Here is a 17,518-nt window from a genome sequence, read left to right as displayed (position 1 = left end):
GATAATGGAAAGGGGGATATACAAGTATCTCTCTTTAACAAATCAAATGAGGTCTTTATTCGAAACCTTAATTCAGATGGCTAAACTCCTTTGAATTAAGGTTTTTTATTTAACTTTTTAGCGCTGATATTTAATTAATAAGTTAAATATCAGCTGTATCAAGCTAATTAATGCCTCTAATCTTTTAAGTATGTTAAATCTTGAAATGTTTTACAGTGTAATTGAGTGTTCTTTTTTAAGAAAAGATCGAGCTTAGTTAAAGAGTAAGGTGCAAGACTTTTGGGGTGCCCCATAATATTAAAAATAGCATCTACTTGTTGGCCTTTTACGTGCTTATCTAATGCGCTTTGTAATTGCCCTGCTTTTGCACCATCAATCATCACTGGCCCGTAAGTGCTCTGGGTTAGGCGCTCAAAATAATATTGAGTGTTAGCAACCATCGCTTGTCCATCTCCAAATGCTTTAAATTGTTGGCTTGAAAACTTTTTATGGAAGGCGAGTTTCCAGAAAAATAGTGGAGAGGTTTTAAAAGCACTGATTGGCAACTCAATAAACTCACCTGATGCATTGGTTTCCAATGGATCATTTGAAAATCGCCAATGAGGTAATTGAGGCATATTTTTAAAATTAAAATGGCGAGTGGGATCAGTTGAATGACCATGATTAAAGACTGTACTGTCTAACCAAATACCATTATTTAATAGTGCCTCTTTTATCTTGTCAAAGGGCTGTAAACACCATCCTCCTGCACGATAGGCAAAAATAGGTTGTTCTGTGCAGTGTTGCAATTCAGCTTTGTATGAGCGCACTATTTCATTAATTTCTGTGACTGAGAAGTCATGCAAGCGATAACGTTCAGTATTAATCTGCCAACCGTTTTTATCATAAGTGCTATCAAACCAATGTGGATGGATATGTAATTGTATATCGTGCCCTGCTTTTGATAATGTCAGTAGTTGTTCTTGGATTTTTTGGTATTGTTCAGCTAACTCTGGAAAGTCAGTCGAATAATCTTTTAATTTAACAAGGAAACCAGCGTCTACAAATAAGCAAACTTTACTATTATATTTATTTAAAACGTCAATGAGTAGGTTCGTAGGATGTAGCATGCAGTTTTCTACTGAGCCAGGATTTTTTCCAAAAAAAAGCTCATAATCTAAGCTCATTAAATAATTTACTTTTTGCATTTTTACTTCCTGTTAACGCTTTTTATACCTATTAAGGCTGGTTTTTTATATTTTTATGCGGAAAAAATGGTATAAAAATATACTAACATTTACAACCTAAAAAACTATTGTTATGTTACGCGGTTATAATCACCACAATGCTAAGGAGAGGCTAAGTGACCGATGTAAATCACTCTTCAAATCAACCTTTCAAACGATATAAAGTTAAGCAAGATACCATTAAAATGTTCGGAATTGATATTCACCCGATGGGTATGTCAGCAGCATTAGATGTGGTTAATGAATGCATCACTTCTAAACAGTCTTTACACGTTGGTATGCTCAATGCAGCCAAAGTGGTTAATATGAAAAGAAACCCAGCTTTAGGCGAAGATGTGACGTCATCTAATTTGATTTTAGCTGATGGTAGTGCTGTTGTATTGGCCAGTAAAATACTCAATAAAAAGCTGCCTGAGCGCGTTGCTGGCATCGATCTTATGCATGGTATTTTAGAGCGCGGTGATAAATTAGGTTATCGGGTATTTTGCCTTGGTGCATCGGAAGAAATATCAGAAGAAATAGAGCGTCAAATCAATAAGCATTATCCAGGTGTGATCATTGCAGGCCGTCAGAATGGTTATTTTTCTGAAGATCAACAAGCTCAAGTCGCAGAAAATATTGCAGCAAGCCGCGCAGATGTGTTGTTTGTCGCCATTACTTCCCCTAAAAAAGAACAGTTTATGGCTAAATGGGGAGAGGTTATGCGTGTCCCTGTTGTACATGGTGTTGGCGGTTCTTTTGATGTATTCGCTGGTAAGGTAAAGCGTGCTCCGATTCTATGGCAAAAAATGGGAATGGAGTGGTTATATAGAGTTTTACAAGAGCCAGGTAGATTATGGAAACGTTACCTAATCACTAATACCTTATTCATTGGTATGCTGTTGAAAGAGACTTTCAAGCCCATTAAATAATAAAGAAATAATATGACGCTTAAAAAACAAAAGTTAGTATATCTTGCTGCTGCCAGCCACTCTGGTTCGACCATGACTGCGATGTTGTTAGGTGCTCACCCAGATCTTTGTAGTGTGGGTGAGTTGAAAGCGATTAACCTTGGCGATAAAAGTAGTTATTTATGTTCATGTAAAACGCTAGTGGGTGATTGTGACTTTTGGCAAGGCGTTACACAAAAAATGGCAGATAAAGGCCATGATTTTTGTATCTCTGATGCACGCACAGACATCAGAACGGGGGCAACGCCTTTTATGCTTCGTTTATTAAGGCCGTTAGTACGAGGTCCTTTAATGGAGTTAATTCGAGATACATTATTAAGTTGCTCTCCTGTCTGGCGCAAACAATTACCTTTTTTACAAAAACGTAATGCGGATTATGCGCGTTCAATCGCGGAGCAAGCGGGCGTTGATACTGTCGTTGACTCTTCAAAAATTGGTATTCGTCTAAAGTACCTTTTAAAAAATCCAGAATTAGACGTAAAAGTCATTTGGGTCGTACGTGATGGTCGCGGTGTCTCATTAGCTTATAAAAACCCCTCTGAATTCGCAGATGCTAAAAATCCTAAATTGCGTGGTGGCGGAGCAGGTAAAACCCAAGAACATGGTCGAGGCATTGAAGTAGGTGCGCATGAATGGGTACGCTGTAATCAGGAAACAGAAGCCGTATTAGCAACCATGCCCAAAGAAAAGTGGATACAAGTACATTACGAAGACCTTTGCAATAATACTGAAGAAACGTTAGATACACTGTTTGAGTTTATTGGTGTCGATGCAGCTAAAAAAAGGCTCGATTTCAAAACAGTTGAGCATCATGTTGTAGGTAATGGCATGCGATTAGATGACTCTGAAGTGATTCAGTTAGATTACCGTTGGAAAGCATTGCTTAATAAAGATGAATTGGCCACTTACCATAAAGTGACTGGCGATTATCATAAATCACTGGGCTATGTAGAATAATGAATAAAAAAACTGACGACAATGTTAGTAATGATATTGAAAATATCAAAAAAGATGATTTAACTGGACAGGATCGTTTTGCCTGGAACTTAATAGTAAGTTGGGCGAGTCAATTAGTACTTATCTTTTCAGGCTTTATTATGCCTCGTTTAGTGGATGACAAGGTAGGGCAAGCTGCGTTAGGAATTTGGGATTTTGGCTGGTCGTTTGTTAGTTATTTAAGTTTAGTTGGCCTTGGTATGGGCGCTTGTTTTAATCGTTACGTTGCAAAGCATCGTGCGGCAGGCGAGATTACCTTATTAAATAACGTAGCTAATTCAGCTGTATTTGTTCAATTAATTTTTTCTGTTGTTACCATTCTATGCACTGTCTTATTTTATACATTATTACCCATTTACTTTGGTGAATCTCTTGCAGAAAATACCGAAATAGCACAATGGGTTGTATTATTTTTAGGGTTAAGTGTTGCTGTAAGAATGAGTTCAGGCTCTGCTAGTGGTTTATTAACGGGGTATCATCGTTGGGATATACACAATGCATTACATGCTGGTGATAGCCTTTTATCCATTACCTTAATGGTAGCTGCTCTTTATTTTACCAATTTAGGTGTTGCAGGCATGGCAATAGGGTATTTGCTTTCTACTATTGTATTTGAATCTCTTCGTTTTGTTTTTGTTTATAAAATTTGTAAGGAATTTAATTTTAACTTACGCATGGCAAACTGGAACACATGTCGACAAATGTTAAAATTTGGTATTAAAAGTATGCTTTCCAATATCCCGCCAATTATTTTACTACAAACTATTAGCATTATGTTAGTAAGTGCTATCGGACCGGCTGCTTTAGCCGTATTTGCTCGTCCAATGGCATTAACTAAGCAAATTAAAACATTCATGACTAAATTTACTTTAATGTTAACACCTACTACTGGATCAATGCAGGGAGCGGGAGATATTAAAGCAGTTCAAGCCTTATTTATTAACACCACTAAATTGAGTTTTGCTTTTGCATTACCTAGTTTAGGTTTTCTATTTATTTATGGGGACGTCATTTTAAATTATTGGATGGGGCCGGAATATGCCCTTTGGCCTTTAATGATGATACTAGCTTGCGGGCAACTACTTCCTATGGGACAAGATACTTCAATTCGTATTTTAATGGGGTTGAATCAACATGGTCGGATTTCAATCGTTGCTTTTATCGCTATATTTGTATTTTTTGGCATTGGCTTATATTTTTCTGGCCTTGGAGATTGGGAGCTTACAACTGCTGCATTATTATTTGTTATTCCGATGAATATTGTTTATGGATTTATAGTTCCAATCTATACGTGCCGAGAATTGAAGTTATCGTGGTTTGGTTATGTACATAATAGCTTTATTAAACCATTGATTTACATTCTTCCATTTTTAGGATTACTGTCATGGTCTCGGCACCTTTATCAATCGAATGAAATATTAACAGCTTCTCTTTTCTTAGTTGCTGCAGGCCTCATTACCTTAATTATTTATTTTGTGTATTTGGTACCTGTTAAAATGCAGAATAAACTCCTATTACGTTTAAAACTATCATCATGATTTTTATAGAGTACTGTTAATATGAGTGTCAGCTTACGAAAATACCCTTACCCTTATCGTGCAATGTTAGCCATTTGTAGTGACTTAGATGAAACGCCAAATAAAGATATTTATTTTGAAACTGCACGCTATTTGAATACAACTGAAGAAACTTCATTAGGTAAAGGTGTCGGCTTAGAAGTCGGTAATACGATTTATTTTGATATGCCAGAACATAATTTCTCATACACTAATACCGATGATGATGGGCGACAAAAAATTCATCAACTCATTGATTCTGGTCATATAGATTGTTTGCATTCATTTGGGGATTTTGTAAAAACAAGATCTTCAATTGAAAAATATTGGAACCTCATCCAGTCAGGACAACGTAACATCGAAGTATGGGTAGATCATGCTCAAGCGCCTAGTAATTTTGATAATGATATTATGCAAGGGCAAGGAGCGGAAGAAGGTAAAGAAGCTTATCATAGTGATTTAACTGCTCAATCAGGTACCTTAAAGTTTATTTGGAAAGGAAGGGTGACCAGTTGTGTTGCACAGAATGTAAAGCGAAGCTATCGTGCGATCTTTAATCCTAAACATGTAAAAACGTCTATTAAAACCATTGCGATAGAGTTTATTAAAGGATGGTTTGCTCGATTGGGTAGTGAGAAGTACGCTATGCATAAGAATAATAAAGTATTGCGAAAGTCTACATTAATCGATGGCACTGAAGTTAATGAGTTTATGCGTTGTAATCCTACATGGGGGGGCGTTTCTTGTTTTGATCAAGCAAGAGGAATCCATCATGTATTAACAAAAAAAGTATTAGATACTTTAGTCGATAAGGAAGGCTGTAGCATTCTTTATAGCCATTTAGGTAAAGTACATTCAGTTACTGAACCATTTACTAATGAAACTCGCCAAGCTTTTGAATTATTATCAACTTACCAAAAAAGTAAACAAATATTAACGTCTACGACGAGGCGTTTATTGGGTTATTGTCGCACGGTTGATGAACTCGATTTTACGGTTAAAATTATCGATAAAGAAATACATATTTACCTATCTACTGAGTATAACAGAGAAGATCTTAAAGGCTTAACTTGGTATGTAGATAAGCCAGAAAAAGTCAAAATTTATATAAATGAACTATTATTTGAAGGAATAGTAATTAATCCGCCCGATGATTCAAACTGTTCAAGTATTTCAATCCCTTGGACCTTTCTGCAATTTCCTTCTGTGAGCGAATAAATACCTAATATGTATAAAAATTCACCAATAAAAAAAATAAGAGCTTGGAAACATGTATACCGTTGGCTTTTAAGGGCTGCGTTAGTTACCTATAACGGCTTAATATTACTCGTCAAATTATTACCAAAACGAAAATATAATGAAAAGAAAGGTTTTAGGGTGTTGGCTACTGGTACATTTTATTCAGATCATTGGCTAATAACACATTTACGACCTATGGGAAATGCCGAAAACTGTATACATTTAAAGATGGTTGCCGCTGCGACTGTACCTCAAATGAATAAAGTATTTGGAGCTTATGCACCCAAATGGTTAGAAAAAATAATAGGACAAGTTGGAGCAAGGTTATTATATTTTTGTTGGTTGGCAATTAAAGAGCGTCCGGATGTATTAGTTGGTTTTCATTTACTGTTAAATGGCCTGTTTGTTGTATTGTTGGCTAAATTGATAGGTGCAAAATCAGTTTATATTTGTGGTGGTGGGCCAAGAGAGGTCGTTGGAGGGGGATTTGCAACTGAAAATAGAATATTTAGCCAGATAGGGCAGGCTGATTATTTTATTGAGGCACAGCTATTGAAAGTCGTTAATGAAATGGACTTAGTGGTATCAATGGGAACCAGTGCAATAGAATTTTTTAAAAATAAAGGTGTCAAAACTCAGTTTGAAATTGTACCGGGTGGCTTTGACGATAATTTGTTTTCACCAAATACAAAACAAAACAAATTGTATGATTTAATTCTTATTGGTCGTCTATCAGAAATCAAACGAGTTGACAGGTTTTTAGGTGCTATTAAACTCGCTAAAGAAAAACTACCCAGTTTAAATGCTGTTATTGTTGGTGATGGACCAGATAAAAAAAATCTTGAAGAGTTGGCATTGAAATTAGGTATTGCCGATGATGTCGATTTTGTCGGTTGGCAAAACAATGTCCATACTTGGTTGCAAAAATCTAAATGTTTCGTATTAACTTCAGACTCTGAAGGCCTTTCACAAGCTTTAATTCAAGCTATGATGACTGGTTTGCCATCAATTACTTCTGATGTTGGCGATCTTCAGGATTTATTGAAAAATAATGAAAGTGGTTATCTAGTATCACCATTATCAGAAATCAACTTCGCAACTGCTTATATACAATTATTCAGCTCTCAAAATAAAAAAAATGAATTCTCTAGAAAGTCCTATTCAGATACTAGGCGGTTTTCTTTGACGCAGGTTTCATTACAATGGAACGAAATTTTTTTACGTTTCAGATAAATTAGCCATGGACTAAATTATGATTAGAATTACATTATTAACACTTTTAATCGCTTATTTAAGTGCCTATGCGTGGAAGGATTGGTTTCGAGCTGCTTGTTGGTTGGTTCTTCTGATGTCTATTTTCCAACATCCGGATATGCCAAAAGCAATCGGAGGAGTTCCTGGTTTAAACCACTGGAATTTTTTGTTTGTAAATACTGTTTTATCTTGGTTATCCAATAGAAAAAAAGAAAAACTAATTTGGGAAATGCCAAAATTTATTAATACTTTATTGTTTATATATGCATTTTTTATCACTACCAGTGTTATTAGATATTTATATGACCATAGTGGCTTACTCGCATTGTTTGAAGTCACTGGATCACCTGCACCTCGTATGATGAACGATATCAATGAATATTTAATAAATTGTTTTAAATGGGTATTGCCAAGTATGATTATATTTGACGGTTGTCGTACCCGTAAGCAATATAATTTTGCTTTAGGAGCATTAGCTTTAATGTTCGTTTTATTAGCTTTACAAGTGGTAAAAGCAATGAAGTTGGGATCATTAACATTAGGTGGAGATGCGTTACAACATAAAGCGCTTAAAATAATATCCAAAAGTGTTGGTTTTCACCGTGTGAATGTATCGATGATGATGAGCGGTGCTTTCTGGCTGGTTTTCTGTTTAAAAGAATTAGTGAGTACCAAGCATTACTGGTTAGTTATTTTACCTAGTTGCATGGTTATATTCCTTGCTATGGCTATGACAGGAGGGCGAACTGGTTACGGCACTTGGGCTATTCTTGGGGGAATTTATTGTTTATTTAGATGGCGAAAATATATTCTATTAATACCATTGGTTTATATCACTGTAATTGCTTTTGCACCTTCTGCAGTTGAGCGTCTTAGCTTTGGCTTTTCATCTGAAGAATCTGCGGAGTCACAGCCTATGAGCGGAGATCAAGATATTGAGTTTGAAGGCGAAGAGGTTAATCTTTATGAAGTAACTTCTGGCCGAAATTTAGCTTGGCCATTAGTTTGGGAGTCAATCGAAGAAGCTCCTTTTTTTGGCTATGGGCGGGAAGCGATGGCGAATATAGGGATAACATTAAGAATGAGGGAAATGTATGGAGAATTTGATAGCTTTCCTCATCCTCATAATGCTTATTTACAGTGGATTCAAGATAATGGATTCGTTGGCACGATCCCTGTCTTTTTATTGTATTTTATTTTTTTAAAGTATTCATGGAGTCTTTTTCGTGATGATTCAGAGAAAATTTATATCGTGACTGGGGGAGTTTCATTCGCGCTCTTAATGTCATTCTTTATCGCGTCTGTTGGTAGTCAAACCTTTTATCCTAGAGAGGGAGCGGTTGGTATGTGGGTTGCGATTGGCTTGTTATTGCGTGTGCATATCGAACGAAAGAAAAAGCAGTCAGGTGAAAAAAGCATTCTTATCGATAACTAAAATCTGATTTTTTATTATTTTTATGACATTAAAAAATTTTTCTCATTAACTACTCCTTGATAAGTGTGTTCTTTAATTTTGTATAGAAAAAATTAAAGAGTGCACTTATATAACAAGAATATTATGGATATGTAGAGAGTATATTAATAGGTTAAATGCAATTACTGTAATAGTTTTTATAGACTTTAATTTGAAATCTGCCTGTTTATTAAAAGAATAAATTTAGGTCATTGCATTAGAGTTAAAGTAATTAAAAGGAGCATTTGTGGAAGAGCAGGAATATACAGTTCAAAAGTCACGCTTAATTGAGTCACAGAAGAATACATTTTTCAAGAAACTCTTATCAAGATTTTTAATCTATCAGATTATAAGAGTGTCGAATTTAATTACGATTTTATTTTCATATAAAAACAAGAAAACTGGCGAGAGTCCGAATAAAAAAAAGTTTGTTTTTATGGGACGTTTTGAATCTGATAATTGGATCGCAGCACATATCAAACCATTAGCTAAATCGAATGTTTGCGAACATATTTGGATTGTTGCAGATAAAAAAATGTTAGAAATAGAAAATGTAACTTATGTTACGCCTTCTCCAATTATTCAAAAAATATTTGGTAGTATTTCTGCGAGAACTTATACGGCTTACAGAGTTACGAAAAGAAATAATGTTGATTATGTTGGTGGATTTCACTTGTTGTTAAACGGCATATTTGCAAATGTTATTGCCAGGATGAATGCAGCTAAATCTATTTATTTCTGTGTTGGTGGTTGGTCTGAAATTGTCGGTGGTGGAGTATATAGTGGCACTCCTATTTTCAAAGACTCCGGTAAGCATGATTGCATTTTAGAAGAGCGGTTAATTAGTTATATTAAAACAGTAGATCTTGTCGTAACAATGGGCAATAAAGCCAAGTCATATTTAGAAAATAAGCAGGTTAAAAATGTAGTTGTAAACCCAGGGGGAATAGATAAGTCCGTGTTCGAAAATTTTTCAAGAGAGAAAAGTAGTGATTTGATTCTTGTTGCTAGATTAGACCCTGTAAAAAGAGTTGATCGTTTTTTAATAATAGTGGAACAATTAAAACTAAAATTGCCCAATATTTCAGCCTTGGTTGTTGGTGGTGGTAATCGACTTAAAGAGTATGAGTTATTATCTCAGCAATTGGGGCTTGATAAAAATGTCACGTTTACTGGTGCAACAGTAGATGTCACATCACATTTGGTAGATTCACGCGTTTTCGTGCTTACATCAGACTCCGAAGGTTTACCTTTATCATGTATGGAGGCCGCAACCCTAGGTTTACCAATTATAGCATCAGACATAGGTGATTTATCTGATCTTATCGAGTCAGGAAAAACAGGCTATTTAATTAATAAAGAAGATATCTCAGAATTTGTTGATAAGCTATATTTGTTATTAACAAATAAAAAGCTAGCGGAACGAGTTTCATTAGATGCATTACATAAATCAGAGAAGTTTACACTTCAGGCCGCCTCAATGATTTGGGAAAAAGTCATAAATTAATCAAGGTTAAAATCATAATGAGTATCCTAAGTAGTAATTGGACGATAAAGTTAGCGGATTATGCTTCAAAATCACCTAAATCGAGTATGTTATTTTTAGGAGATATCGCTCTAGCGAGGGGAGTAGCAAAAAAAATAGAACAATATGGAAACGATTATAATTTTATGCATGTAAAGGAGATTTTTGAAGATAAATCTGCTGTTATTTTTAATTTGGAATGTTGCTTAACAGAAAGAGGTGAGCCTTGGGAGCCCAAACCTGTTCTTATGAATGGAATAGAGGGGTATTTGAATGTTTTTCCTCAGAATGTCAATTACGTAGCAAATGTAGCAAATAATCACTTCTTAGATTTAGGTGTTTTCGGAGCTCAAGATACCGTTGATGCTATATACAAAAAAGGAATGGGGTGTTTTGGAGCTACGGGGAGTTACTCTGAAAGTTTTGAACATAAAGTCAATTTACCAAGTGCAAATGTTTCATTAATTGCTTACTCACCTGCCGCGCATCCGTTTCCAGCTAATACTGAGATAAATGTTTCTTACAAATCTGTCTGCGAAATGGTAACTGATGTTAAAAAATTGAAAATGACTACAGATTTATTACTTGTGTCTTTGCATCAAGGTGTTGAGTTTTGTCGTTATACCGATAGGGTTTCAAGAAAAAGAGCGCAGGCATTAATTGATGCAGGCGCCGATTGTGTTATTTGTCATCATACTCATGTAATGCAAGGTATTGAAAAATATAAAGACAAAGTTATATTTTATGGTATTGGTAATTTTCTAATTGATATTGATACTAAAGCAATGCCGAATACCAAATATAGTTTAAGTCTTGAGTTCGTTATTCAGGACAAGGAAATAAAAGAAATTAAAGTTGTGCCTTTTTTTATCAATAGCGAGCTACAAGTAGAGTATTTACAAGGTAAAGATAAGGATAGGCTCGAACGGGAAATCAATTGGTTGTCTTCATTTTTTTTCAATGCTTTTTTTGCTCAAATGAATTATGTATTAGCGCGAGCCCTTTGGGTAAAGTTACACCTAAAATCAGTCGCCAATATGTGCCAAAGGAAAGGAATAGTAGCAACGACAAGTTACTATTATTCCCGAGTTTTTATGAAGTTGTTAAATAAATGATTATAGTTTTAAAGCTATTATCGACCCTTCAACCACTTGAAAAGTACTCGTTTAATGCAGTCCTATCATCAAACTTATTGACTTTGGTGTGTAAAAAAGTGGGATAACGTTTTTATTTCGGAAAAATTAATATGAAGAAAGCATTTTCAAAGAAAAATATATGGGAAGCAATGCCTTCTGTTTTTAAGAGATTGGCTGGCCTTACACTTTCAGTTGTTCCTTTAGAGTACCTAATTGGTAGGGAGTTTCGAGCAACAACAAAGCTTATTTTAGCTGCTGATAAATGGACAAAAGCTGAAATTGACGCTTACCACCTTAAACAATTAAAACAGCAAGTTAATATTGCTTATGAAAAATGCCCTGCTTATAGGAAGTTATATGATGAAGCTAATATAGATATCTCTACTTTTAATACGCTAAACGACTTTAAGAAGTTTCCCTTAATTGATAAAGCTTTTATTAATAATAATACTGAAGATCTACTTTTAGTCGATAAAAATAACTCTGATGTTGATTATGTAACAACAGGTGGAACAAGTGGTATTCCTCTTTCTTTTTACATTAACGCAAGTCGGTCACAAGTTGAATATGCTTACTTAGTTGATGGCTGGAGAAAAGCTGGGTTTAAACTTGGAGATGTAAAAGCCGTATTAAGAGGGCGCGTTACGGGGTCAAAAGCGGGGGGGCACCAAAGTTACGATCCTATCTTTAAGGAATATTATTATAGTAATTTTCACATGAACGACAAAGATATGAGTCACTATATCTCTCATATTAAAACACTTAAAGATTGCTTTCTTCATGTTTATCCATCATCAGTATACCAATTAGCCCGATTCGCTAAAAAAGAGAATATAACGTTTAAAAATATTAAAGCGGTTTTAGCTGAATCCGAAAATGTCTATCCAGAGCAACGTACTTTTGTTGAGTCAGTCTTTAACTGCAGATATTACTCTTCTTATGGGCACAGTGAAAAGCTCGTTGCCGCGGGTGAATGTGAACATTCAGACGATTATCATGTATGGCCGACTTATGGTTATTTTGAGTTGTTGGACAAAAACGGTAATGTAATTACAGAAAAAGGTCGGGTTGGTGAAATAGTCGGAACTGGTTTTATCAATACAGTAATGCCATTTATACGTTATAAAACTGGTGACTTTGCTGAGTATGTTGGAAGTTATTGTGATAAATGCAAACGCAATCATCTTATCATAAGAAATATTATGGGGCATAATATCCAGGAACATTTGGTGGCAGTAGATAATAGCTTAATACCTTGGTCTGCTATAAATATGCATGATGATACCTTTGATGACGTACTGCAGTATCAATTTTATCAAGATACTCCCGGTGTAGCCGTGATAAAAATAAAAACGAGACAACATTTTTCCGAGGAAAGTAAACAACGTATACTTAATAATATCAATAATAAATTGCAGCAACGCATAGAGGTTTCTGTAATGCAAGTCGATAATATACCATTAACGAAACGCGGGAAGTCAGTCTTTGTTGATCAGAAAATCAATATTTCAAATTAGTTGAATCTATTACATTAGATAATTTTTAATAGAAAATGAATAAATCTTATGTCTGTTTTCTGTTGTTCTGAAACGCTTTAGCTAATAAAAATTAAAGTAAGTAAATGAATTTTACTAAGTAGAGCACGGTACTTGATTAATAAAATTCCGTGCTCTCAGCAATTATTACACAATATTTTTTCTAAGCTTTTCCAAAAATCAAGTTTTTTAAAGCTAATCATTGGTTAATCTATTATTGTTGTTTCTAGTTCAGTTTTATTTGGTAGTTGAATTAATTTTAACCCACTGGGTTTTGTCGGAATAGTAGCCTCTTGTTGAACCCCATATTGTTCAAATGGCCCTATATCAATCGAATTCCCAAGATTACGTTGACCATCAAAAATATCTAAATTTATTCCGCTAGTGTCAGGGAATTGGGATTTAAACCGAGTTATTAAAATATCATTGACATTATCGGTACCTGCATCTTTAAGTTTTGTAAAACCGATACCATCAATGCTCAATGCATCCATTATTGAATCAATATTATCTTGTGTAATAAGATTGGTTCCCTGAACATTGCCGCTAGCGCCCTCTCTAGAATTTAAACTTGATACTGTTTCATGGAGTTTTTTAAATACACCTTCTTTTACTCGCACATACATACCGTCTCCAAAATAATTATTATCTATAAATGCTTGTTCGTTAAGTGCTAAGTACTCAAGCATAATATGATAACCAGTAGGTTCATTAACATGTGTTGCCGTTACATCTAATAATATATTATTTTTTATCCAAGTTTTGGCATTTTGAGTAGATACATCAATCCCATTAGGAGCATCAAATATTAAGTTGTTAAAAATATATTGTTCATCTGAACTTGCTATGTGAATAGCCGCTGATTGCCATGATGAAGTGGTTTCAATAGGGCCGATATTCGAGCTTTCTTGCACAGGCTTAACCCCATGAATGACATTACCAATAATGTAGATTTTTTTATCCCATGTGGTTTCAGATGTAGAGGCAATCCTTATACCGTATTCGACACCACTAATACGATTGTTGATCATCCATAATTCATCGGGCTGATACTGTGCTCCAAGCCCTTTAGATGGTGACCAAGACGTGCTAACTAAATCATGAATATAGTTACTTGAAAATACCACATTAGAGCCTGCTTTAACCCATAATCCTGCTTGTCTTACGTTATAAACCTCATTACCACCTGCATAGATGTTATTTGTCGATCCTCTGTTATTCAAATCTCCAAGAACTTGAAGTCCTGAACCAGATGCTGTATGTAATACATTGTCTAATAGCCATACGTCAGAAACATACTCCCCAACCGATATTACGTGAAAATCATCATCCGTTGGGGAGTTTACATCGCCCAAATTATGTATCGTACTGTTAAATATTACGATATTTGAAACAGGTGCCGTGGAATCGGCTGATATAGAAATACCTCCACCATTTAAATCTAAATTTCTTGCGACTATATTTGTTGCTTGTCGGCCTGCAGTAGGTGAACCAATTTGTAGATTTGCTGAGTTAATAAAGTTTAAGTCGGAGATGAATACGTTTGCACCCATCACTAGAAACCCTACTTTACTAATTACTCCACCAGTATCTTTTGCTTCAGTAACCCACACAGGACCTGCTACATCGGCACTCCAATCTGCATCAGTACCATTGAGCGCATATATCCGATCACCATGGGTGTTAAAACCTTGAGTATATTCTCCTGAAATTTCAATATATGATCCAGCTGATGCTGGATTAGGGAACGATTTACGTGGTGCGACAGGTGTCCCGTAAGTTTGTTTATCGCTACCGGTTTGATAATTTATGTAATAGTAACCTGGTTTTTCGATACTCCAGTCACTAGGCCTTGGGGGCATTTCTTGTTGAAAGTCTAAAGTGCTATTTGGTATTCCTACTGGCATTGTATATGCTGAAATGTTAGTAACTATGGAAAATAACAATACAATAAATGAATATTTCATATACTTTATTGTTTTTATTGGCTGGATCATTTTTAGCTCCTTTTTCAATTTTTTCTATAAAACATATATAGGAGTATAGTTTCTTTTAGTTTGTATACCATTAATCTTTATCGAAAAATTAATTTAAACCTGTTCTATAACAGCATAGGCTTAAATAGAAAAATCAGAGTAGTAATAATTAACTATTTCGAATCCTATTCTTTAGCGGGATCTTTAAGAGCTAACTTTACTTTGATTTTTAACAGATCCTCATTTATTGACGTGTTTCCCCTATCTTTGTATTTTTAAAAAATTCAATTTTCTCGTTATTCTTATCCATTGAATCTAAAATAATTATTTGTTGATATTCGATATCAATATTTAGGGAATTATATGTATAATCTAGATATATGGAGGATATGTTTTTTATTTAAATACTATTAAAGGCGATTGGAATTGCAAAAGAAAATAAATATTATTCATTATTGGGGAGGCTTTCCTATTATAGCTACATCAAAGTGGCTAAGTGCTTTGACGTTAGTTAAGAAATGTGCGGAGAATAATTGGAATAATTGGAATAATTGGTTAGTCTTATCTAAGCAACCAGACGACCTTTCGTTAGTTACACCTTTTATAGACGCGGGTTGTAAAATTATTTATCAACCTCGTTCTAAAGGGAATTTTGATCTAAAAAGTATTTATCGTAATTATAAGTTTATGCGATTAATAAACTGTGACATCTTACATTGCTATAATGACCATACAAGCCCGTTAATTGCAGGAATGCTATCAAGGACTCCTGTTAAAGTTTGGTCTAAGTTATCTATGTCTTCATATTATGAAAAAGGGGTGAAACCTCAAGGTTTAAAAAAATTAATGCCAAGTACACGTCTTACCTGTTTGCTTGCAAACCGTATTTTAGCAATCAGTGACGCAGCAAGAAAAGAAATATGTGACCAGGTTGGCTTTGATAATAAGATTAGTATTGTCGACGTGCCTGTTCAACTTGAACGTTTTACTTGTTTGGAAAAGTCAGATGAAATTAGAGAAGAGTTTCATCTACTTAAATCAGATTATCTCATTACTGCTGTGGGACATTTTATAGAAGTTAAAGGGTGGGACATTGCAGTTCCTGCCTTTGCTAAAGTGTGTAAAAGTATCCCTAATGCAAAACTATTGTTAGTTGGTAAAAAAACATCAGACTCTTTTTATCAAAAAATAGTTGAGAAAATTGAGTTTTTTAATTTAAAAGACAAAGTTATTTTTGCTGGTAATCGCAGTGATATTCCTGAGATTCTTAAAGCAAGTGACTTATTTATATTACCGTCTCGTTCTGAAGGTACTCCAGCTGCGCTTATTGAGGCGATGGCATCAGGTTTACCATGTATTGCTACGAATGCAGGAGGAATGCCTGAAGTAATTGAAAATGGTGATAATGGTTATTTGTTTGAAAAGGGAAATGTAGATGAGCTTGCTAATAAAATTAACAGTATCGCTTTAGATCCTGATTTGAAAATACGATTTATTACTAATGCGCAAAAGGATTTACATAAATTTAGTATTGAAAGGTATGTTGATAATGTATTTAATCATTATCAAGATTTGCTTCGTCATTAAATAAATTTAATCGATAGTCGAGCTTTTATAAAGTGGAACTGTATTTATGAAAAGTAAATTTCTTTTAAAAAAACTGCTTCTAAATATATTATTGAAATTTGGAATTTTAGATGTTTTACATTATAAAAATCGACATAAAGTCTGTATTTTAATGTTGCATGGCGTAATGGCTCCAAATGAAAAATCATGTTGGGAGCCACTTAGACAACAGCTTTGCCCTGAAGAACTTAAACGAACATTAACAATACTGTCTCAGCATTATCAATTTATTTCAATAGAGCAATGTGTAGATATATTGGATGGAAAATCACCTCCAATCAATAATGCAATTCTGATTACATTTGACGATGGTTATCGCAATAATATTGATTATGCTCTACCAATTTGTGAAAGCTTTTCTATTAAACCCGTCTTATTTGTCGCAACAAATCATGTTAACTCTGGTTTACCTTTTTGGTTTGACCGATTAGATTATGCTTTGCAACAAAATATGGGGGAGGTTTTGTCATTAAGCTATCAAGACTCTATGTATCATTTTGATGCAAGAACACGTGAAGACCTAACCATAAGCTATAAAAAATTTAGAGATGATTGTAAGCAACGCTTTAATGACGATATCAAACTAAATAATTTATTTAATGGACTATCTGAAATATTGGAAGCACGTTCAGGCTTAAAGTTAAGCGATATTAGTGATAAAGATGATTGGTCCGCTATAGTATCTTGGGCAATATTAAAAGAAGCTGTTAGCAAAGGACGCATCGATATTGCTAGTCATACAGAAGATCATCTCCGTCTAGATTGCCTTAATGAAGATGATATTTCATCACAATTAAAGCAATCAAAAATCTGTATTGAAAACGAATTAGCAGTAAAATGTCATTACTTTTGTTATCCTAATGGCAATTATAATGGATTAGCAATTAAGTTAGTTAAAGAGGCGAGTTACCGTGCTGCTTTTTCTACAGATGTTGGGCTGTGTGAATCAAAGGATGATTTAATGATGTTAAAGCGCTTTAATTTCCCTGCGAATAAAACCACCTCTGAGTTGTTGTATTTACTAAATACAAAATAGCCACTTAAGC

The 17,518-nt window shown here is 34.5% G+C and carries 13 protein-coding genes; 11 read left to right on the top strand and 2 right to left on the bottom strand.

What is annotated here, in order from left to right; all coding sequences use genetic code 11:
• Nucleotides 1–176: 176 nt before the first annotated feature.
• Nucleotides 177–1,187 carry a hypothetical protein gene (locus Q0794_RS07810; RefSeq protein WP_298941174.1) on the bottom strand — a complete coding sequence of 337 codons (1,011 nt, stop codon included), beginning with the start codon at nucleotides 1,185–1,187 and terminating at the stop codon, nucleotides 177–179.
• A gap of 155 nt (nucleotides 1,188–1,342) precedes the next feature.
• Here Q0794_RS07810 and Q0794_RS07805 point away from each other — a divergent pair, with 155 nt between their 5' ends.
• From Q0794_RS07805 to Q0794_RS07765, 9 genes are all read left to right on the top strand, one after another.
• Entirely contained in the window at nucleotides 1,343–2,137 is a 795-nt protein-coding gene (locus Q0794_RS07805) for a WecB/TagA/CpsF family glycosyltransferase (protein WP_298941173.1), read from the top strand.
• A gap of 12 nt (nucleotides 2,138–2,149) precedes the next feature.
• Nucleotides 2,150–3,133, top strand: a complete 984-nt coding sequence (locus tag Q0794_RS07800) for a sulfotransferase (RefSeq protein ID WP_298941172.1) — start codon at nucleotides 2,150–2,152, stop codon at nucleotides 3,131–3,133.
• Nucleotides 3,133–4,710, top strand: a complete 1,578-nt coding sequence (locus Q0794_RS07795; protein ID WP_298941171.1) for an MATE family efflux transporter — start codon at nucleotides 3,133–3,135, stop codon at nucleotides 4,708–4,710. The genes Q0794_RS07800 and Q0794_RS07795 overlap by 1 nt, the downstream gene beginning before the upstream one ends.
• 21 nt (nucleotides 4,711–4,731) lie before the next feature.
• Nucleotides 4,732–5,946 (top strand): hypothetical protein, encoded by a 1,215-nt coding sequence (locus Q0794_RS07790; RefSeq protein ID WP_298941170.1) that lies wholly within the window; start codon nucleotides 4,732–4,734, stop codon nucleotides 5,944–5,946.
• Nucleotides 5,947–5,955: 9 nt separating this feature from the next.
• On the top strand, nucleotides 5,956–7,200 hold the full coding sequence (locus Q0794_RS07785) for a glycosyltransferase family 4 protein (protein WP_298941169.1): 1,245 nt from the start codon (nucleotides 5,956–5,958) through the stop codon (nucleotides 7,198–7,200).
• A gap of 19 nt (nucleotides 7,201–7,219) precedes the next feature.
• Nucleotides 7,220–8,656 (top strand): O-antigen ligase family protein, encoded by a 1,437-nt coding sequence (locus Q0794_RS07780; RefSeq protein ID WP_298941168.1) that lies wholly within the window; start codon nucleotides 7,220–7,222, stop codon nucleotides 8,654–8,656.
• Between the two features lie 265 nt (nucleotides 8,657–8,921).
• The gene (locus tag Q0794_RS07775) at nucleotides 8,922–10,181 is read left to right on the top strand and encodes a glycosyltransferase family 4 protein (RefSeq protein WP_298941167.1); all 1,260 of its coding nucleotides are present in this window, start codon (nucleotides 8,922–8,924) and stop codon (nucleotides 10,179–10,181) included.
• A 17-nt stretch (nucleotides 10,182–10,198) separates the two neighbouring features.
• Complete coding sequence (locus Q0794_RS07770) at nucleotides 10,199–11,314, top strand: CapA family protein (protein ID WP_298941166.1); 1,116 nt, start codon at nucleotides 10,199–10,201, stop codon at nucleotides 11,312–11,314.
• Nucleotides 11,315–11,445: 131 nt separating this feature from the next.
• Entirely contained in the window at nucleotides 11,446–12,852 is a 1,407-nt protein-coding gene (locus Q0794_RS07765; protein ID WP_298941165.1) for a phenylacetate--CoA ligase family protein, read from the top strand.
• 224 nt (nucleotides 12,853–13,076) lie between these two features.
• On the opposite strand, the gene Q0794_RS07760 is transcribed toward Q0794_RS07765, so the two are convergent.
• Nucleotides 13,077–14,867 carry a right-handed parallel beta-helix repeat-containing protein gene (locus tag Q0794_RS07760; RefSeq protein WP_298941164.1) on the bottom strand — a complete coding sequence of 597 codons (1,791 nt, stop codon included), beginning with the start codon at nucleotides 14,865–14,867 and terminating at the stop codon, nucleotides 13,077–13,079.
• Between the two features lie 405 nt (nucleotides 14,868–15,272).
• On the opposite strand from Q0794_RS07760, the gene Q0794_RS07755 reads away from it, so the two are divergent.
• A complete protein-coding gene (locus Q0794_RS07755) occupies nucleotides 15,273–16,433 on the top strand; it encodes a glycosyltransferase family 4 protein (protein WP_298941163.1) in 1,161 nt (386 codons plus the stop codon).
• Nucleotides 16,434–16,479: 46 nt separating this feature from the next.
• The gene (locus Q0794_RS07750; RefSeq protein ID WP_298941162.1) at nucleotides 16,480–17,508 is read left to right on the top strand and encodes a polysaccharide deacetylase family protein; all 1,029 of its coding nucleotides are present in this window, start codon (nucleotides 16,480–16,482) and stop codon (nucleotides 17,506–17,508) included.
• The last annotated feature ends 10 nt before the right edge of the window (nucleotides 17,509–17,518 follow it).

Source organism: uncultured Psychromonas sp. (genome assembly GCF_947489755.1).
Lineage (GTDB): Bacteria > Pseudomonadota > Gammaproteobacteria > Enterobacterales > Psychromonadaceae > Psychromonas.
The sequence above is the reverse complement of the archived record's forward strand: the minus strand, read 5'-3'. Positions and strand labels throughout refer to the sequence as shown.